At 67.3% G+C, this 19239-nt stretch carries 22 protein-coding genes; 17 read left to right on the top strand and 5 right to left on the bottom strand.

What is annotated here, in order from left to right; translation table 11 throughout:
* Positions 1-69 precede the first annotated feature (69 nt).
* The gene (locus tag BM372_RS18250; RefSeq protein WP_256214400.1) at positions 70-642 is read left to right on the top strand and encodes an AMIN-like domain-containing (lipo)protein; all 573 of its coding nucleotides are present in this window, start codon (positions 70-72) and stop codon (positions 640-642) included.
* 31 nt (positions 643-673) lie between these two features.
* Here the strand turns inward: BM372_RS18250 and fliW are convergent, their stop codons facing one another.
* The 4 genes from fliW to BM372_RS18270 are packed head-to-tail and all read right to left on the bottom strand — an operon-like array spanning position 674 to position 3876.
* Entirely contained in the window at positions 674-1078 is a 405-nt protein-coding gene (gene fliW, locus BM372_RS18255; RefSeq protein ID WP_090956869.1) for a flagellar assembly protein FliW, read from the bottom strand.
* On the bottom strand, positions 1075-1959 hold the full coding sequence (gene flgL / locus BM372_RS18260) for a flagellar hook-associated protein FlgL (protein ID WP_090956870.1): 885 nt from the start codon (positions 1957-1959) through the stop codon (positions 1075-1077). Before flgL ends, fliW begins: the two co-directional genes overlap by 4 nt.
* A gap of 2 nt (positions 1960-1961) precedes the next feature.
* Positions 1962-3377 carry a flagellar hook-associated protein FlgK gene (gene flgK / locus BM372_RS18265; protein ID WP_090956871.1) on the bottom strand — a complete coding sequence of 472 codons (1416 nt, stop codon included), beginning with the start codon at positions 3375-3377 and terminating at the stop codon, positions 1962-1964.
* 10 nt (positions 3378-3387) lie between these two features.
* Entirely contained in the window at positions 3388-3876 is a 489-nt protein-coding gene (locus BM372_RS18270; RefSeq protein ID WP_090956872.1) for a flagellar protein FlgN, read from the bottom strand.
* 324 nt (positions 3877-4200) lie between these two features.
* On the opposite strand from BM372_RS18270, the gene BM372_RS18275 reads away from it, so the two are divergent.
* From BM372_RS18275 to BM372_RS18350, 16 genes are all read left to right on the top strand, one after another.
* On the top strand, positions 4201-5049 hold the full coding sequence (locus BM372_RS18275) for a flagellin N-terminal helical domain-containing protein (RefSeq protein WP_090956873.1): 849 nt from the start codon (positions 4201-4203) through the stop codon (positions 5047-5049).
* A gap of 193 nt (positions 5050-5242) precedes the next feature.
* Positions 5243-6565 carry a flagellar filament capping protein FliD gene (gene fliD, locus BM372_RS18280; RefSeq protein WP_090956874.1) on the top strand — a complete coding sequence of 441 codons (1323 nt, stop codon included), beginning with the start codon at positions 5243-5245 and terminating at the stop codon, positions 6563-6565.
* Complete coding sequence (fliS, locus tag BM372_RS18285; protein WP_090956875.1) at positions 6562-7095, top strand: flagellar export chaperone FliS; 534 nt, start codon at positions 6562-6564, stop codon at positions 7093-7095. Before fliD ends, fliS begins: the two co-directional genes overlap by 4 nt.
* A complete protein-coding gene (locus tag BM372_RS18290; protein ID WP_090956876.1) occupies positions 7088-7522 on the top strand; it encodes a hypothetical protein in 435 nt (144 codons plus the stop codon). The genes fliS and BM372_RS18290 overlap by 8 nt, the downstream gene beginning before the upstream one ends.
* Before the next feature lie 204 nt (positions 7523-7726).
* Positions 7727-8068 (top strand): flagellar basal body rod protein FlgB, encoded by a 342-nt coding sequence (locus BM372_RS18295; RefSeq protein WP_090956877.1) that lies wholly within the window; start codon positions 7727-7729, stop codon positions 8066-8068.
* Positions 8068-8460 (top strand): flagellar basal body rod protein FlgC, encoded by a 393-nt coding sequence (locus tag BM372_RS18300; RefSeq protein ID WP_090956878.1) that lies wholly within the window; start codon positions 8068-8070, stop codon positions 8458-8460. The genes BM372_RS18295 and BM372_RS18300 overlap by 1 nt, the downstream gene beginning before the upstream one ends.
* Positions 8460-8771, top strand: coding sequence for a flagellar hook-basal body complex protein FliE (gene fliE, locus BM372_RS18305; protein WP_090956879.1), 312 nt, complete (start codon positions 8460-8462; stop codon positions 8769-8771). Before BM372_RS18300 ends, fliE begins: the two co-directional genes overlap by 1 nt.
* The gene (fliF, locus tag BM372_RS18310; RefSeq protein ID WP_090956880.1) at positions 8771-10384 is read left to right on the top strand and encodes a flagellar basal-body MS-ring/collar protein FliF; all 1614 of its coding nucleotides are present in this window, start codon (positions 8771-8773) and stop codon (positions 10382-10384) included. The genes fliE and fliF overlap by 1 nt, the downstream gene beginning before the upstream one ends.
* A complete protein-coding gene (fliG, locus tag BM372_RS18315; RefSeq protein ID WP_090956881.1) occupies positions 10381-11397 on the top strand; it encodes a flagellar motor switch protein FliG in 1017 nt (338 codons plus the stop codon). Before fliF ends, fliG begins: the two co-directional genes overlap by 4 nt.
* A complete protein-coding gene (locus BM372_RS18320; protein ID WP_090956882.1) occupies positions 11387-12034 on the top strand; it encodes a FliH/SctL family protein in 648 nt (215 codons plus the stop codon). Before fliG ends, BM372_RS18320 begins: the two co-directional genes overlap by 11 nt.
* A complete protein-coding gene (locus BM372_RS18325) occupies positions 12031-13359 on the top strand; it encodes a FliI/YscN family ATPase (RefSeq protein WP_090956883.1) in 1329 nt (442 codons plus the stop codon). Before BM372_RS18320 ends, BM372_RS18325 begins: the two co-directional genes overlap by 4 nt.
* The gene (locus tag BM372_RS18330) at positions 13356-13790 is read left to right on the top strand and encodes a flagellar FliJ family protein (protein ID WP_090956884.1); all 435 of its coding nucleotides are present in this window, start codon (positions 13356-13358) and stop codon (positions 13788-13790) included. The genes BM372_RS18325 and BM372_RS18330 overlap by 4 nt, the downstream gene beginning before the upstream one ends.
* The gene (locus BM372_RS18335; RefSeq protein ID WP_090956885.1) at positions 13787-14485 is read left to right on the top strand and encodes a C40 family peptidase; all 699 of its coding nucleotides are present in this window, start codon (positions 13787-13789) and stop codon (positions 14483-14485) included. The genes BM372_RS18330 and BM372_RS18335 overlap by 4 nt, the downstream gene beginning before the upstream one ends.
* On the top strand, positions 14482-16452 hold the full coding sequence (locus BM372_RS18340) for a flagellar hook-length control protein FliK (protein ID WP_090956886.1): 1971 nt from the start codon (positions 14482-14484) through the stop codon (positions 16450-16452). Before BM372_RS18335 ends, BM372_RS18340 begins: the two co-directional genes overlap by 4 nt.
* 18 nt (positions 16453-16470) lie before the next feature.
* On the top strand, positions 16471-16905 hold the full coding sequence (locus BM372_RS18345; protein ID WP_090956887.1) for a flagellar hook assembly protein FlgD: 435 nt from the start codon (positions 16471-16473) through the stop codon (positions 16903-16905).
* Between the two features lie 31 nt (positions 16906-16936).
* Positions 16937-18103, top strand: coding sequence for a flagellar hook protein FlgE (locus tag BM372_RS18350; protein WP_090956888.1), 1167 nt, complete (start codon positions 16937-16939; stop codon positions 18101-18103).
* A 196-nt stretch (positions 18104-18299) separates the two neighbouring features.
* On the opposite strand, the gene BM372_RS18355 is transcribed toward BM372_RS18350, so the two are convergent.
* A complete protein-coding gene (locus tag BM372_RS18355; RefSeq protein ID WP_090956889.1) occupies positions 18300-19187 on the bottom strand; it encodes a response regulator in 888 nt (295 codons plus the stop codon).
* Positions 19188-19239 lie beyond the last annotated feature (52 nt).

Consider the following 19239-nt stretch of genomic DNA (forward strand, 5'->3'; position numbering starts at 1 on the left):
GCCCGCTGGTAGGGGCACGCTTACGCTGAAAGGGTCAGATCCCGCTGGCCGTCCGGCCAGATTCAGGGAATGGCCGCGTTGAAGAAGGTTCCGTTGAAGAAGTTCCAAGCATTGATCGCAGCAGTGCTGATGGCCGTGGGCCTCGGAATGCTTGCACCGGCCGCGGCCACTGCCGCGGACCCGTACTGTGGGCTGGTCTGGGGATCGCTGGCCAAGACGAATCCCGCCATGAGCCAGGCGAAGGTGGTCAACGTCCGGACCGGACAGCATTACTGCTTCGATCGGCTGGTCATCGATCTCAACGGCCCCGTGAAGGGCTACACCGTCCGCTACGTGCCGCACGTGGTGCAGGACGGCTCCGGGACGCCGATCCCGTTGCGCGGCCAGGCGTTCCTTCAGATCACGGTCAATGCCCCTGCGTATGACGACGCCGGGAAGCCCACCTACAACCCGGCCAACAAAAACGAGCTTTCGAACGTAACCGGTTACCAGACGTTCCGGCAGGTGGCATGGGCCGGCAGTTTCGAAGGCTACAGCAGCCTCGGCGTGGGAGTCCGTGCGCGGCTGCCGTTCCGGGTGCTAAGCCTGCCCGGGCCGGATGCCGGCTCGCGCCTCATCGTGGACGTGGCCCACTTCTGGTGAGTACGGGGGCGGGGCTCGCCGGACGGGCTGGCTAGAGCGAGCCCAGTTCGGCTCGCAGCGGGTAGTCCCGGCCGTCCAGCACGAGCTGAAGGCAACGTCCCGTGGCGCGGTTGAGGACGATCGGCGCCATCAGGTTGACCGTCGTGGAGCCGGGGGAGTGGTTGACCACGATCAGCACCTGGGGTTCCTCCCGATCGTCGAACTCCAGTGTCTCCAGCGCCGCTGCCGGAATCGGCGGGGCATAGCTAGGCGCGAACACGGCGGCATCAGCCAGAAACAGCCGCACCGGTGTGGATCCTGCCTCCAGGGCGTACAGTCCGGCAGCGCCTTCGACGCTGCGCAGCGAGAAGTCCTGCAGATCCTCGAATCCCGGCATGGGTGCGGTGAAGGTGACGGGCCGGCTGGCGACGGGAGTGTCCATAACCGGGGCGCTCACCGCAGGAAGTCCATCAGCGTGGGCTGAAGAACCCTCGCCGTCGCGGCAAGTGCCACCTGGTAGTTGGTCTCCTGAAGTTTCAGGTCCATGATGACGCTGCCAAGATCTGCCGTCTCAATGCCCGCCTTCTGTGCATCCAAGGTGGCCTCCAATTCTGTGTTGACGTTGCCGGCGCGTTCCAGCCGTGCCTGGCGGGTGCCGATCTCGGAACGCCCGTTGACGACGTTCTTAAAAGCAATGTCCACCTGGCTGATCCGGGGCGAAATGTCCGTCCCGTTCCGCAGGTCGGCGGCCAACTGACTGACGGTATCGAAGACCGAGCCGGTACCGGTGCCGAAGATCGCGGCCCCGTCGGCGTCGACGCGGACGGTTTCGGTGGCGCTAATGCGGCGCTCCACCGGGCTCTTGGGCAGCCCGTCGAGCGCCGGAGGGGTGCCGGTGAAGGCGCTGGCGGCGTCCGAACTGCCGGCAAAGATGTTGCGGCCCAGGTGCTTGCTGTTGGCGATCGAAACCAAGTCCTTGTTCAGGGAGTCCAGCTCGTTGGCAATCGCGTCCTTGCCGGACTGGGGCAGGGATCCGTTGCCCGCCTGAACGGTGAGGTCCTTGATCCGCTGCATCACGTTGGTGGCCTGTTCCAAGGCGGAATCCGCGGCCGTGAGCCACGTGTTGCCGTCATCGATATTGCGGCCGTACTGCGCGTTGGCGGCGAGGAGGGCGCGGGTCTCGAGGGCCTGTGCGGTGGCGGCGGGATCGTCCGAGGGCCTGGAAATCTTGTTGAGAGTGCTCGCCTTGTCCTGCAGTTCGGCCAGCCTGGACTGCTGCGTCTGCAGGGTCCGCTGGGCGGCCGCGCTCATGGTCAGGTTTGTTACCCGGTTCAGCATAGCTACCTTCCTACCAGTCCTGTGCGGTTGATCAGAACATCAAGGGCCTCATCGACGGCGGTCATCACGCGGGCCGCTGCCTGGTAGGCGTGCTGGTTGGTGAGCAAGCTGAGGTTTTCCTCATCCAGGCTCACGGACGCCTGCGAAGCGCGGCCGGTCAGGGCCGAGGTCTGGGCCGCCGTGGTGAGCGACTCGTGCTGCTGGGCGCCGCGGGACTGCACTCCGATGCCGGTGACGATGCCCGACCAGACTTTGTCCGGGGAGCCAGCACCGGTGCCGAGCTGGGAGATGCGGTCTGCGATGCTCGTGTCCAGCGCCCCGTTGTTGGGCAGCTTCAGCGCGATGTCATCGGTGTCCGCCGGTGCCTCGATCCCCAAGGCGGCGGGGCCGGTTGCGCTGATCGAGAAGAACTCGGCATTTGCAGCGCCAGTTCCCGTTTCGCCGAGCTTGTGAACGTCATTAACGGCCTTGGCCAGCGTGATCGCGAAGTCGTTGTAGGACTGAGCCGCTTCGGCAATGGCGCCACCGGATCCGCCGGAGGCGGGCGCCAGCACCGACAGCGCGCCGGCGATCTCGCCGCCGTCGAGCGCTGCCGTCCCGCTCGGGTTGGTCCAGTCGATGCGCGGGGCGTTGCCCCCTACCTGGTTCATGGACGTTGCACCGGCCAGCACCAAGGTGCGGACGGAACCCCCGGTGACCAGGGCGTTGCCGCCGAGGAGTACATCCACTGTGCCGTCGGGTTGTTCGCGTACGGCACCGCCGGCGAGGCTCGCGATCTTTTCCGTGAGTTGGGCCCGGGCGTCGATGAGCTCATTTGCCGATCCGCCCGCGGCCAGCGTTGAACGGATGGTCGTGTTGTAGGCCGCAACCTGGGCTGCAGCGGCGTTTACGGCGTCGACCTTGTCGGCGGCCTGGGCACGGACACTGCCCCACTGGGCATCCAAGGCCTGGTACGCGGAGGAGATCTTGTCCGTCACGGAGTTGGCCGCGTTCAGGAGCAGCCCCTTCGGGCCGTCCTCCGAGGGCTGGTTGGCGGCGGCCTGCCAAGCGGACCAAAAACCCTGCAGCGCTGTCGAAATGCCGTTCTCGCCCGGTTCCTGAAGAATGCCTTCGATGCCCTGCAGGGCCGAAGAACGAACACTCGCATAGCCGGCCTGGGCACCGGCCGAGCGGACACTGCCGTCCAGGAAGCTGTTGCCGAGCCGTGCGATGGCGTCCACCGAAACACCCTGGCCGGGCTGCAACGGGCCGCCGCTGAAGAGCCCACGGGCCGGCGCGGCTAGCGACGACTGCTGGACACGCTGACGGGTGTACCCCTCGGTGGCCGCATTGGCGATGTTCTGCCCCGCCACGTTCATACCCTGCTGGGCGGCGGTCAGCCCAAGGTAGGCGGTGTTCAGGGCGCCAAAGGTGCTCATGGTCGCTTCCTTAGAATTGCTGGTCGAAGATGCGGGAGCCGGCGGATTGCCCGGTCTTGCCGTGGGCGTCGTAAGTGCCAGTTGCGGCCGCAGGGTTGAGGTCCGCGAGCGACTCCTGCGTGGAGCGGACTGCAGTGCGCAGGTACTGCTCGTTGGAATCGCGCAGTTCCTTGATCAGGGCTGTCTGGCGGGTCAACGCGGTTAGGTGTGCGGTGAGGACCTCGGCCCAAGCGGCTTCGGGGGCTGCGGCGGCCAGCTCGCCAAGTGAGGCGTCCGTGGGCAGCCCCCAGGTTTCGGCGACGACGGCGGCCTCGATGGTGCGGGCTAGGCTCGCTTGGGAGAGATGCCCCAGCACCTGCTCCACTTCCTTGGTCCCGTGGGGGAGCCACCGGGACTTGCCGGAGGTGAGCAGCAGTTGTTCTTCCTCCAGCTTGAAGGTGAGAACGTCCAGGAGTTCACGCTCCCGCCACAGCAGGGCTGAAAGTTCGTGGATGGCCATGGTCCGGATGGCTCCCTCATGTGTGAATGTTGCGGGTGACAGGTGCAATGGTGCCGAGGCGTCTACTTCATCGTGCGGACGATGCAGCCTGCAGCAGGGTTCGTACAAACTATCGGCAGGGAATGCGGCCGCGTTAGGAAGGCAAAAGCACGCCCTGCCGTGAGTTGTCCAGTCACACGAACTGACGGTCCTCCACGAGGGGCTCAGAACGGGCGCGGAATTTTTCCACAGTTTTGCTTACCTGCGCTTTTCAAGTGGCGATAGCTACTGCTGAAGGCCCACGGATGGGCCATCGCTTACAGTCCCACTCACGGAGGAAATACCATGGGCTTCGTTATTAACAACAACCTTGCGGCAAACAACTCTTACCGCAGCCTCAACAACACCCAGAACGATCTCTCCAAGTCCCTGGAGAAGCTGTCCACTGGCCTGCGCATCAACCGCGCCGGCGACGACGCAGCAGGCCTGTCCATCTCGGAGGGCCTGAAGTCTCAGGTGACCGGTTCGGCCCAGGCCGCCCGCAACGCCCAGGACGGCATCTCTGTCATCCAGACCGCTGAAGGCGCCCTGACCGAGGTCCACTCCATCCTGCAGCGTGTGCGTGACCTCGCTGTCCAGGCCGGTAACGACTCGAACAACGCGGATGCCCGCACGGCAATCAAAACCGAATCCGACGCACTCGCGGACGAACTGACCCGTATCGGCAACTCGACCAACTTCAACGGCACTTCGCTGCTGAACGCCAAGGGCGGCACGGCTACGGACGGAAAGCTGACCTTCCAGGTCGGCGCTGGTGGGGTTGCTGCCAACGACCAGATCGTGGTGGACCTTTCGGGTGCTGACATCACCGCGGTGGGAACCGCGGTGAAGGCGCTTACTTTCGACACGGCTGCCAACGCCGCGTCGTCGATCACGGCACTGGACACCCAGATCAAGTCTGTTTCGACACAGCGTTCAAACATCGGTGCTGTTCAGAACCGTCTCGAGCACGCGGTGAAGACCCTGAACGTTGCCGGTGAAAACCTGCAGGCCGCTCAGTCCCGCATCGCCGACGTCGACATGGCACAGGAAATGGTCAAGTTCACCAAGGCCAACATCCTGTCCCAGGCCGGCACCGCAATGCTGGCCCAGGCCAACCAGTCCAGCCAGGGCGTTCTTTCCCTCCTGCGCTAAACCGGTTCCTGCAGACCGGCAGTCCAGAAGTAAGAGGGTCTGCCACCCTGATCGGACGAAGAAACACCCCCGATCACCACGCGGCGGAAGGGCCGGACGATGCCACAATCATCGTCCGGCCCTTACGTGCAACACGGATATTAGAAGAACAGCACCACCAACAAGCAGATCTTGTCAGCAAGGAGAGGCAGCCATGGGGATCTCACTCGACGGACTGGCCAGCGGGCTGGATACCACCGCGCTCATCAGCTCCATCATGCAGTCAGAAGCTTTGCCGCAGACCCTGCTGAAGAACAAGTCCTATGACGTCCAGTCGATGGTCACGGCCCTCCAGGGGCTCAACAGCAAAGTCGCAGCGCTCGCGACGCAGGCCACGGCCGCCGCCAAGCCCGGCGCCCTGGACCTCTACACCGCGACCACGAGCAGCGACAAGGTCGTCGCCACAACCACTGCCTCCGCCAAAGCAGGTTCCATCGATTTTCAGGTGAACAAGCTGGCCCAGACCCAGGTCACGGTCACCGACAAGGTAGTGGGCTGGCCCTACACCACCATGACCATTAACAGCGGGGGCCAGACCTACACCATCACCCCGCTGACCAGTTCGTTGGACGACGTCGTGAACTCCGTCAACGCTGCGGGAGCAGGCGTGACGGCCAGCAAGGTCTCGGTGGGCGGAGGGGAATTCCGGCTCCAGTTCTCGGCCACGAAGTCCGGCAGCGCCGGTGCCTTCACCATTTCCGACGCCGGCACGGCCTTCACGGATGTCAAAACCGCCCAGGACGCTGAAATCGCTCTCTGGCCGGGAACAACCGCCGCCCAGACTGTGAAGTCGTCCACGAACACCTTCACGGATCTTCTGCCCGGTGTGTCCATTTCCGCCAAAGAAGTGACCCCCGCCCCCGTAACGCTCACGGTTTCCCGCGACGACGCCGGCATCACCAAAGTCGCCTCCGACCTCGTGGACGGGGTGAACGGCATCTTCTCGCTCGTGGCAAGCAAGAGCGCGGTCAGCACCACCACGAACACCAGCGGCACCACCACGTCAGCCGGAGCCTTTGCCGGCGACAGCACGGTGCGCTCGGTGAACCAAAGCATCCTCTCGGCCGCGTCACTGCCAGTCGGCACTCCGCCGAAGTCGCCGTCGGAGATCGGCATCAGCATCACCAAGACCGGCACCATGGAATTCGACGGCAAAAAGTTTGCTGCCGCCCTCGCCGCCGACCCCGCGGGCACTGCCGCCAAGGTGCAGGAAATCGCCGGGCGGATCGCCACCGCGGCTACCGCGGCGTCGGACAAGTACACGGGCACGCTGACCACCACCATCACGGGCCAGCAGTCCGAAGTCCGCGACCTTGCCGATCGGATCAGCGACTGGGACACCAGGCTCGCCTCCCGCCAGGCCACGCTCAAGAGCACCTACTCGGCCCTTGAGGTGGCGCTGAGCAACATGAAGGCCCAGCAGACATGGCTCTCCTCCCAGCTCGCCGGCCTCTCCACGGGAAGCAGTTCATCATGACCACCAACGGCTACGGCTACGGCACGGGGGGCTTCGGCAGTGCAGCCCAACGGAACCAGTACCTCGAAGATTCCGTCCTCTCGGCGCCGCCCGCCCGGCTGCTCACCATGCTCTACGACCGGCTCCTGCTGGACCTGGGCCGGGCGGAATCCGCGCAGCAGGCCGCCAACTGGCCGGTCGCCTCGGAGAACCTCCTGCACGCCCAGGCCATCATCGCCGAGCTCATCTCGTCCCTGAAGACCGACGCCTGGGATGGTGCCGACGGGCTGCTCGGCCTCTATAACTACGCCTTCACGGCCCTGGTGAACGCCAACATCCAGCGCGATCCTGCCTTGACCCGCGAAGCCATCGAACTGCTGGAACCCCTGCGCCAGGCCTGGCACGAGGCCGCGGCAGCCGTTCCGGCGCCTGCCGCGGCAGGTAACGGAACCGCCGCAGCGTTCGCCGGCGCAGCCCCTGCCGCCTTCTCAGCAGCCGGGGCCTGGAACACCCAGTCCGGAACAGGTGGCGGGAGTCTCGGTTTTGGCTGAGCAGGCTGACCCCGATGCCGGTTTAGGGGAAGCCGGTTCCAGCTACGCCGAGGTAACCCTGAACGAGTCAACGGACGCAGATACCGCAGATACCGCACTGGCCGCCTGGTCGGCTGTCCTGGACATGCTCGAAATGGCTGTCCACGCCGCCGAGCGGACCCTGAAGGATCCGCTGGGACCGCTGTCCGTTGCGACCGGGTCCGTGGCGGAGCCACGGCCGGAGAAACGCTGGTCGCCCCCGTCACTGTCGGGACCCTTGCCGGCCGCCGCCCGGCGTCGCGCCGTAGCCCTGGCCGCGGCCCAGGAACGCGTGGCCATCCGGCTGGAAGAGGCCAGGATAGGAGTTGCCCGTCAGCTGCAGGCGGTGTCCTCGGTGCCCGGGGTGGGGGAGTCCTCCAGTGCCGTGTACCTGGACGTGAACGGCTGAGCCCTCCAGTTCCAAACCAGCCGTGAGAGCCCCGGAATAGCAGCCGAAAAGGCGCCGGAGAAACCGGACGGAACAACCCGGCAGTATTTCTCCCAGTTTTCCCCTAACGCGGCGCTGACCAGTGCCGATAACCCTTTGTAGAGCACGGATCGCTCGTTTACCGGCCACGGATCGGCCACCCCCACCTTTCCCAGGCAGGACTCTGTGCTCGAATCCGTGACTTCCGCCGCCTTGGCCAGTGCCATGGACGGGCTGGCATTGCGCCAGCGCACCATCGCGAACAACATCGCGAACGTCAACACGCCGAACTACCACGCGAAGCGTGTCAGCTTCGAAGATGCCCTCGCGGCGTCGGTGCAGTCCGGCGACGGCAACGTCCAGGCAACTACGGCGGATTCCCTGGAACCCACTCAGCTGAACGGCAACAACGTCAACCTGGACACCGAAACGCTGTCCAACATCGACACAGTGCTGCGCTTCCAGTTCGCCGCCCGGGCCGCCAACACCGAATTCACCGCCGTGCGCTCCGCCCTGAGGACCAGCTGATGACTTTTGACATGATCGGCATCGCCGGCTCGGCCCTGACCGTCCACCGCAAATGGCTCGATGCCGTCTCGGACAACCTCGCGAACATGAACAACGCCTCCGCCACCAGCGGTCCCGCCTTCCAGGCCCGCTACGTCGAGGCCACCGAGGGCGCGGAAGGCTCCGGCGTATACGTCAAGGGCACCGCACTCGGCAGTGCCGAGGGCAGGATCGTGCACCAGCCGGACCACCCGCTGGCCGACGCCAACGGCAACGTGAAGTACCCGGACATCGACATGGCCGAACAAATGGGCGCACTCATCATCGCCCAGCGCGGTTACCAGGCCAACGCGCAGTTAGTGGACCGCGCCCGCGAAACCTACACAGCTGCCCTTGAGATTGGACGCTCTTAATGACTGTCGCCCCCATCGCCCCCGTCCAGGGTGTCCTGCCGACAAACTATGTCACAGGCGCGGGTACGGCCCCCGCCGCCGGCACGGACGGCTCCGCCTTCGCCTCGTCCCTCACCGGTGCGGTGGATAACCTCCAGCAGCTGCAGTCGACGTCGAACCAGCTGGCCGTCTCCGCCGTCACCGGCAACCTGGACGACATCCACAACGCCACGCTCGCCGCCACCCGCGCCCAGGTCACGCTCGAGCTCATGGCCACCGTGCGCAACAAAGGTGTTGACGCATTCAACGAGATCATGAGGATGCAGGCCTGATGCCTCCGCAACTAACCGCTTTCTTCCAGCGCCTCGGCGCGGGCCTGAAGGGCTTCACCGCCGGCCAGCGCACCCTGGCCGTGCTCGGCGCCGCCCTGCTGGTGGTCGGCATCGTGGCCCTGTCCGCCTGGCTCACCCGCCCGGTGCTGACCCCGCTGTTTTCGGGCCTGCAGACCACCGACGCCAATGGCATCGTCGAACAGCTCCGCAAGGACAACGTTCCCTATGAGCTCAGCGACGGCGGCTCCACCATCCTGGTCCCGCAGGACAAGGTCTACGACGAACGCCTCAAGGCAGCGGCCGCGGGCCTGCCCACCGCCGCCGCCACTGGCTACTCCCTCCTCGACAAGATGGGCGTGACGTCCTCGGAGTTCCAGCAGTCCGTCACCTACAAGCGCGCCCTCGAAGGCGAACTCACCAGCACGATTGAAGCCATGGACGGAGTGCAGACCGCCGCCGTCAGGCTCGCCATCCCGGAAAAGACCGTCTTCGTATCCACGGCCCCGGACACCACCGCCTCGGTGTTTGTCCAGACCGACGCCGGCACCACCCTCTCGAGCGACAAGGTGCAGGCGATCGTCCACCTGACCTCCGCCGCCATCGAAAACCTCAAGCCGGCCAACGTCTCCGTGGTCGACTCCCAAGGCAACGTGCTCTCCACCGTCGGTGGCGGGACTGCCGGATCCTCCAGCAAGCAGGCCAGCGACTACCAGAACCGCACCTCCGACGCCGTCCGGGCCGTCCTGGACCGCGTGGTGGGGCCGGGCAACTCCACCGTCGCCGTCGCCGCCGACGTGACGGGCGAATCCGCCCAGCAGAAGAGCGAAACGTTCTCCAACACCAACGGTGCCCTGCCGCTGAGCGAGTCGTCCAAGTCCGAAAAGTACACCGGAACCGGGGGAGGCGCCGCGGGCGTCCTCGGCCCGGACAACATCGCCGTTCCCGGCGGCACCACCAGCGGCAACGGCAACTTCGATTCCACTACCGAAACCAAGAACAACGCCGTCAACAAGGTCACCGAGGACCGGACCATCCCGGCCGGGGCCATCAAGCGGCAGACCATCTCCGTGGCCGTCAGCCAGGCCGCCGCCGGCGGCCTGAACCTCGTTGCACTGAAGAACCTCGTCACCTCGGCAGCCGGAGTGGATGCTGCAAGAGGCGACGTCGTCACCGTTGAAGTGGTGCCGTTCAGCACATCTGCGGCCGACAACGCGGCCAAGGCGCTCGCGGAGGCCCAGGCCAACGCCGAAGCCGAAAAGCAGGCAGCATTCTTTGGAACCCTCATCACCGCGGGCAGCATCCTGCTCGGCCTGCTGATCCTGGCCCTGGTGCTCACGGTCATCCTGCGGCGCCGCCAGAAGCGCGAACCCGTGGACCTCGGCGAACGCCTGGACCTGGAGATCATGCCGGTGGTTCCACCCGTTACGGCCCTTCCGCCGGCTCCGGCGACGTCGGCGATCCCGATCACCGCCCTGCCCCCGCTGCCGGGACCGACGCTTGAGCAGATGGAGGTCGAACGCCGCCGGCAGGAGATCGACAGCATGGTCGCGGCCAACCCTGAGCGGGCGGCCGACTACCTGCGCAGCCTCATGGATGACAGGCAGCCGGCATGAAGCCAGCAGAGGCAGTCCTCACCGGCACCCAGCGCGCCGCCGTCGTACTGATGCAGATGAGTTCGGAGAACGCGGCCAGGGTCATGGCGCAGTTCACCGACAGCGAGGCGGAGGAAATCGCGGGCGAGATCGTCAAGCTCCGGAAAGTGGACCCGGACATCGCCGAGGAAATCATGAAGGATTTCCACCAGGCCGCGCAGACCAGTCAGCGCCAGGCCCGTGGCGGCCGGGAACTTGCCGAAGGCCTGCTGGAGGCGTCCTTCGGTTCCGAAAAGGCCGCCGGCCTGATCAACCGCCTGACGGTGAACTTGGCCGGGAAGTCCTTTGAGTTCCTCGAAGACATCGAACCAGTGCAGATCCTGGCCCTGATCGACGGCGAACTGCCGCAGACCATCGCCCTGGTGCTGGCCCACCTCAGCCCGCGCAAGGCCTCGGCGGTGATGTCCGGTCTGCCCGGCTCGCTGCGGGCCGACGTCGCCCTCAGCATCGCCACCATGGGATCCGGTGCGCCCGAAGCGATCGGGATCGTCGCCGACACCCTCAAACTGCGCGGCGGCGCTGCGGTATCCCAGCAGGCCTCGAAGGTGGTGGGCGGCATCCAGCCGCTGCTTGAGATCATCAACCGGACCGACGCCGGCACGGAACGCTCAGTGCTCGATGGCCTGGACCTGCTTGATCCCGACCTTGCGGTGGAGATCCGGGCCCAGATGGTGACCTTCGACGACATCGTGAAACTGGAACGCCGCGACGTCCAGCTGGTGCTCCGAGGCCTTGACGCGTCTGTCCTGTCGGTGGCCATGAAGGGTGCCTCCGAGCCGGTCCTGGAAACCATCACCACCAACGTCTCCGGACGCAACTTGGAGATCCTTGAGTCCGAGATCGCAGCCTTGGGCCCGCTGCGGGCCTCCCAGATCGAAGAGGCCCGTGCCGCCGTCGTCCGGTCCATTCGCGAGCTCGAGGCCGAGGGCCAGATCACCATCCAGCGCGGGGACGAAGAAGACTATGTCTACTAACAGCGCCGCCCGCAGCGCCCCGGCGCGCATCGTCTTTCCCTCGCTGCGGGCGAACGGCCCTGCCACCGAGCAGGCCGGATACACCGAGGGGCACGCCGCAGGCTACGCTGCCGGGGTGCGCGCCGCCGCCAAGGAACAGCGCCGCTGGCGGGACCGGATGGCCGCCGAGCAGGCAGCCTCCCTGGCCGCAGGGCAGCAGGACCTGGACCGCGCCGTGCGCGCCCTCGCCGTCGCCCGGACCGACTTTGCGCACCGCAACGTGCAGGCTCTGCAAGACGCCGAAGAGGTCCTGGCCCGCACGGCCCTGGAACTGGCCGAGGCCATCCTCGGCTACGAACTGGCCGAAGGCACGCGGACCGCGCGCGCCGCACTGGCCCGTGCACTCTCCGGAAGCGACGCCGCCACGGTGCTGGCGATCCGGCTGCACCCGGCGGACATCGACGTCCTCACCCGGGAAGGGCAGGAACTGCCCGCCGGCCTGCCGCTCATCGCGGACCCTTCCCTGGGCCGCGGCGACGCGAAGGCCGAATACCAGCAGGGCTGGTTCGACGCCGGGCTCCGCACTGCCCTGGAGCGGGCCCGCACCGCCCTCCTGGGCGAATCCGGCCTGGGCGACGCCAGCGGGGGCTCGGCATGATCGCCGAGTGGCGCCCGAAGGGCGCGAACTACGCCGCTGCGCTGGCCGCGGCCGCTCCACAAAGAGTCGGCGTCGTCACCTCGGTCATCGGGCTGGGCCTGGAAGTGTCAGGACTGGACTGCGCACTCGGGGACCTCGTCACGGTGGGGGAGAACCCGGGCCTTGACGCCGAAGTCGTCGCGGCGCTGGACGGCTCCGTGCGCTGCATGCCACTGGGCCGGCTTGCCGGTGTGGCGGCCGGTGACCCGGTCCGCGCCAAGGGCGGCGCGGTCCTGGTCCCCACCGGACGCGGCCTTTTCGGGCGGGTCCTGGACGGTGTGGGACGCCCGATCGACGGCAAGGGCCCGCTGCTGAGCGGACCCCGCGTGCCGATCGACAACGAAGCACCGAACGCCATGAAACGGGCCCGCATCGACACCGCGCTGCAGACCGGCGTGCGCGTCCTGGACACCATGACCACGCTCGGCAAAGGTCAGCGCATGGGCCTGTTTGCCGGGTCCGGCGTCGGTAAGTCCTCCTTGCTCTCGATGATTGCTCGCGGCACCGACGCCGAGGTCTCCGTCATTGCCCTCGTCGGGGAACGCGGCCGCGAAGTCCGGGAGTTCCTGGAGGATGACCTCGGTGCCGCCGGCCTGGCGCGGTCCGTGGTGGTGGTTGCCACGTCCGATGAACCCGCCCTCATGCGCATGCGCGCGGCGTTCACTGCGACCCGGATCGCCGAGTCGTTCCGCGACCAGGGCCAGGACGTGGTCCTCATGATGGACTCCCTCACCCGCGTGGCCATGGCCCAGCGCGAGATCGGCCTCTCCGCCGGCGAGCCCCCGGCCACCCGCGGCTACCCGCCGTCGACGTTCTCCATCCTGGCCCGGCTGCTGGAACGCGCCGGCACGGCCGAAACCGGCTCCGTCACGGGCATTTACACCGTGCTGGTGGACGGCGATGATCACAATGAACCCATCGCCGACGCTGCCCGTTCCATCCTGGACGGCCATGTGGTCCTGGACCGCAAGCTTGCCGTCACCGGACATTTCCCCTCCGTTGACGTGCTCGGATCCGTGTCCCGAGTGGCCAGCAAGGTCAACGCGCGGCCGCATCTCGACGCCGCGGCCACACTCCGCCGGGTCCTCGCGGCCCGCAAGTCCGCGCAGGACCTGATCGACGTCGGCGCCTACCAAGCCGGAACCAACCCCCTGGTGGACGCCGCGCTGAACCACGAGCAGGACGTCAGCAACTTCCTGCAACAGCCGATGGACGAATCCACCCCCCATCACGAGTCCTGGCAGCGGCTCGGGCACCTTACCTCGATCCTGGGAGCAGCAGCATGAACCGCGAATTCTCTTTGGCAGGCCTTCTGCGCCTTCGCCAGCTCCAGCAGGACCAGGCGGCCACCGGCCTGGCGCGCGCCCGCTCGCGCTCCAGCTCGGTACGGGTCCGCGAAGCCTCCGCGCGCCGCGAACTGGCCGCCACTGACGAGCCCGTCTCCAGCTCGGCTTCCCTCCGCGCCGTTGCCGCCACCCGGTCCTCTTCCCACAGCATGCTCGCGGACCTGCAAAACCTCGCCCGCCTGGCCGAAGCCGGCGAAGCCACCGCCCGCGCCGAGTTCATCGCTGCCCGCACGCGTTCCGTGGGGCTGGAAAAACTGCAGGCCCGCCACACCGCCGAGGTCAACAGCGCGGACCTGCGCGCCGAACAGTCGGCCCTGGATGAGATCGCCTCGACGCTTTGGCACCGCGACGACCAGCAGGTGAAGCCATGAGCATGACCGAGGCGATCGGCCGCATGCAGGGCATCCAAGCCATGATCGCCGAACTGACCCGGCCTGCGGCCACGGAAACGACCGCCGCCTCGCAAAAGGCTGCCGCCGCGTCCTCGCTCGCGACCGCTACTGGCACTGACTCCGGTTCCTTCACCCAAGCACTCGCCGCGGCACTGGGCGGCACGGATGCCTCCTCCCTTACGGACAGCCTTGGCCTGGGCAGCACGCCCGGTATCGGAAGTACGACGGCGGCCGGAACCGGTGCGCTCACCGGGGCCACGGCGCTCACCGGAACGGCGGCCGTCCGTACCGGCGGTGCCGCGACCGGAAACGACGTGGTGGCCGTGGCCAAGAAGTACATCGGCGTTCCCTACGTCTGGGGCGGCACCAATCCGGCCACCGGCATGGACTGCTCCGGCTTCACCCAGCGGGTCTTCAAGGACCTCGGGATCGAGCTTCCCCGCGTCGTGAGCGACCAGATGCGCCAGGGCACCCCGGTGGCCTCGCTCGCCGAGGCCAAGCCCGGCGATCTCCTGGTGAGTTTCGGCGGCAATCACATCTCCATCTATCTGGGCAACGGCAAGGCAATCGATGCTCCTGTGCCCGGCAAGACGATCCAGATCCGCGATGCCTGGGAGCAGCAGTCCAACCTGACCTCCATCCGGCGCATCGTTCCCGCCGGGATAGCGTCATGAAGGCCGGAGCGTCGGCGGTCGCGCTGGCCGCGGCGCCGGCCCGGGGAGCCCAGCAGGGCTCGGATGCGCAGCCGGGCACAAGCCCGGAAACGGCGTCCTTCGACTCGGTGCTGAGTGATCTCCAGGGCATGGGCAACGCGACCACGGACGGGAACGCCACCGCCGTCAACCCCGCCGCCGAGACCACCTCCGGCCGGCCCGCCGACGCCTCCGCCAACCCGGCTGCCGGCATGGCGGCAACACCGGGGCCGGCCGGAACGGCGATTCCGGCTCCAGGGGTTACCGAAACCGCCCCGCTGGCGCTGTCCCGCAGGGCTGCCGGCGTCCGCACCCCCCAGACCCACGCTGAGGCACACCAAGTCCTCCCCGCACCGGATGCGCCGGCGGCCGCCGGCGGCTCAGACGATTCCGCGTCGACTGACCCCCGATCAACTCCCGCACCGGTCGGCGACAATGCCGCGAAAGCGGCGCCGGGAACCGATGCAGGTTCGCCCAGCACCGGTTCCCCCAACACCGATGCATCCAGCACCACCGCCTTGGCTGGCCTGCTGCAGTATGTCCCTGCCGGGCAGTCCGGACGGCCGGCACCGCACGGTGTCCCGGCGTCGGACGGCCAAGGTGATGGCGGCCACGATGCTGCCGGTGTCGCCGTGGCCGGTGCCACGGTCGCCGCCGCGACCAGTGCCACGGTCGCCGCCGCGACCGGTGCTCCGAGCGTGCCCGACGCACGCTTTCAGCTGCCGGTCACCGCTGGCCCCTTGCCTGCCGTGCCTTTGACCGCCACCCTAGCGCCCGCCATGGCGAACCCCGGTGTCGCGTCGGCCACGACGCAGCTCCCGGCCGGAGCGGGGGTGGGCGGTTCCGCTGCCATTGCAGCCCCCGGGACCCCCGGCGCCACATCGGCCGGCCCGGCGGTAGGCGTGTCGCCGACGGCAGCAATACCGCCGTCCAGGACGCTCACCGCCCACGCCACGGCCTCACCCGTTCAGGGGACAGCCGCCGCTGCCCGCGTTGGTACATCTGAGGATGTTGCGGCCTTGCCGTTTGCCGGACCTGCCGCCGGACCCGACAGGAGCACTCCAGCGCCTGGCCAGGGCACGGTGACCGGCGGTTTGCCGCGCACAGCGTCTGCCGCGACCGGCCCAGTTGGCACAGGGTCGGGTCTTGCTGCTCCGGCAGGCCAGGACGGCCCCGCGGACCCCGGTACCGCTCCGGCCTTCGTCCCCGCGGCGGCACCGACCCACACGCTCACCGGCGCCGCTCCGGCACGCCCGGACTCGTTCCCGGACCCCGCATCCGCCGCTGCCGCCACGCCCGCGGCGGCACCGGCCGACGCGCCAGCCACTGTAGCTCCCACCCCGGCGGCAGGGCCCACCCAGCTGCCGGCGACCAGCGCAGCTTCGCCGCAGGCCGCCGCCCACGCCGCCCACGCCGCGCCGCAGCCCGCGGCCCATGCCGCGTCACCCCTCCAGCCTCAGCTGGCCAAGCCGCTGTTCACTTTGGTCGGTGCAGCCCATGGCCAGCACGTCATGACCCTCAAGGTCAGTCCCGAGGATCTCGGCCCGCTCACGGTCCGGGCGCACATCGACGCTGCGGGAGTCCGGATTGAACTCTTCGCTCCCGGCGACGTGGGCCGTGTTGCGGTCCGGGGGATCCTGCCCGAGCTCCGCAAGGAACTGAGCGACGCCGGATTCCGCGCCAGCCTCGACCTGTCCGATCACAGCGCCCCCGGCGGCACAGGCCAACATGGCGCCGGCCAGAACGGCCCGGGCCAGGACCGCGCAGTCGCCGGCGGCCAGTATGCCTCTGGCCGCGACTCCGGCGGAAACGGCTCGGGCCCGGGCAGCCGCAACGGACCGCCCGAGCCGCGCCCCGGACATCGCTGGGACGCCTTGGCCGACGACCAGGCAGTTCGCGCCGCCAGGATCTTGAATGGCCCTCAAACCACCCTCGACATTCTTGTCTGACACGAAGGAACGCGACTTATGACGATTCAGCCGATCGCCTCCCAGCCGGTGACGCCGGCGGGCATAGCCGCCCAGGCCTCTGCGGCCCGGACACCCTCGCAGACCATGGACGCCAATGTGTTCATGTCCCTGCTCGTGACGCAGCTCAAGAACCAGAACCCGAGCGCACCCATGGACACCAACCAGATGATGAGCCAGACCCTCCAGCTCTCCATGATGGAAAAAATGACTGAACTGACCACCAACAGCAAGGAGGGGTTCTCCCTCCAGATGCGCACGGCGGCAGCCCAGCTGATCGGCCAGTCGGTCAACTACACCCTCGCGGACGGCACCACCGGGACCGGCGTCGCCGGCTCCGTCACTTATGCAGGCCCGGTCCCGTCCGTCACGATCGGTGAGCTCTCCGTTCCCCTCGACTCCATCACCGGACTTACTGCTCCGGCCGCTTCCTAACCAGTTCTTCACCCGTAGAAAGGCAGTTCCCATGCTCCGCTCGCTGTACTCCGGAATCTCCGGCCTCCGCGCCCACCAGACCATGCTGGACGTCACCGGCAACAACATCGCCAACGTCAACACCGCCGGTTTCAAGGCATCATCCACCCAGTTTCAGGACACCCTGTCCCAGTTGCAGCAGGGTGCCACCGGCCCGCAGGCCGCGACCGGCGGCAGCAACCCTGCCCAGATCGGCCTGGGCGTCCGGGTCGCCGGGGTCACCACGAACTTCAGCCAGGGCTCCTCCCAGAGCACCGGCCGTGCCACGGACATGATGATCTCCGGCGACGGCTTCTTCGTCACGAGCAAGGGCGGCCAGCAGCTCTTCACGCGAGCCGGCTCCTTCAGCCCGGATTCGGCCAACCAGCTGGTCAGCCCCGACGGCGGCATCCTGCAGGGCTGGCCCGCCACCAACGGCGTGGTCACTGCCGGCGCTCCGGTTGGCGACATCACCCTGAACCCCAACACCATGATTGCGGCTGCCACGAAGAACGTGGCCCTGGACGGCAATCTGCCCAGCGACGCCGCCAACGGCACCAAGCTGGACCGCATCGTCAAGGTCTATGACGCCGCCGGCGCCGAGCGCAGCGTGGCCATGACCTTCACGAAGGCCGGAAGCACCTGGAACATCGCAGCCACCGACGGCGGCACCACGGCCAATGGGTCCGTGACGTACACGAACGGCCTGCCCACGGCTGGCGGCAACTTCACAGTCAACGGCATCACCATCGACATCTCCAAGGTGTCCGGCTACGCCGGCATGGACTCCCTGGCAGTCAGCGGACAGGACGGCGCACCCGTCGGCAAGCTGGAATCCTACACGCTAGGCAGCGACGGATCGCTGGTTGGGTCCTTCAGCAACGGCATCAAGCAGGTCCTGGCCAAGATCGCCCTCGCCAAGTTCACCAACCCAGGCGGCCTCGAGAAAGCCGGAGGCTCCTCCTATGTCGCCACCGGCAACTCCGGCGGTGTGCAGCTCGGTGCTGCTGGCGACCCCGGCATCGGCACGCTGACCGGCGGAACCCTGGAGATGTCCAACGTGGACCTGTCCCAGGAGTTCACCAACCTGATTGTCGCCCAGCGCGGCTTCCAGGCCAACGCCCGCATCATCACCACGTCGGACGAGGTCCTGCAGGAACTGACCCAGCTGAAGCGCTAACGAAAAAGGAAGCCTGCATGCCGGCCGTCTATGTCTTTTACTGATGAGGGGATGTACGTTCAGTCCGGGAGGCGCTCCTTTACTCACAAATGAGTAAAGGAGCGCTGCGTTGGACGGGCGACGGCGAGGATGATGCAGGGCCATTCTCCAGTGGCCGTGCGGGGCGGCGGGGCCCGTGGCCCCTGGGTCCGCGGTCCTAGCCCCGGCTTGGCAGCGGGCGTGATCCCGTGCGACCGGTCCGGGTCGCGGTAAGTGCGTCGGCGAGCCTGCCGGCGTCTCCTGCATGCACGGTGTCCGTGGGCGGCACAATGCGGGCCTCGCTGGTGCAGTTCAGGAGCGCTGCCGTGACCTCGGCGACGAGATCCGGGAAACGGCTGGACCGGTAGCCGCCGTCATCGGGCTCCGCGGAATGATTCAGGGTTGTGGTGACGAGAACTGCGACCTGCGTCCGGTGCGCCATGCCGAGTTTCATCAGTATGGACGAGACCAGGTTCTTGACAGTCTTTTCTGCCAGAAACATCTCCTGGCTGATTCCGCGGTTGCTCAGCCCTTTCCCGAGGCCGATAGCGGCATTCAATTCCTGCCTCGTGAGACGCAGGAGTCTCTCATCCGTGACGTCCGGCGCGGGCAGGGAAAACGGGGCCACGAGTGCGGGATGGAACTGGCTGCTGAATGCTGTGTGACCGGCCAGGACCCGGCGGATGAGTCTGAGTTGTTCGCTGCTGTCGTCCTGTTTGGACAGGCACCCCCAGGCGCCGGCCAGGATGGAGTCGATCAGCACGGTTTCGTCGCTGTCCCCGGTCATCAGGACGCACCGAATGCTAGGGTCGGCCACGGCGATGGCCCGGCACACGTCGGAACCGGATCCGTCGGGAAGATCATCGTCAAGGATGACCAGCTCCGGGCGGAGGGCCGGGATCCGCCGGACTGCTTCGCACGCGGACCCTGATTCCCCGGCGACGCTGAGCCCATGGGACGCCAGCAGCTGGCGCAGGCCACGCCTCACGACCTCGTGGTCGTCCAGCACATACACGCCCCGGCCAGTCAAAGGGTGCTGCGGATGGTTTCCCGGGTCAGCCATCATCGCTGTTCCGTTCTTTTCGCCTTTGAGACCCGGAGGCGTTGATAGTGAATCC

This window comes from Arthrobacter sp. ov118 (genome assembly GCF_900116495.1).
Classification (GTDB): domain Bacteria; phylum Actinomycetota; class Actinomycetes; order Actinomycetales; family Micrococcaceae; genus Arthrobacter.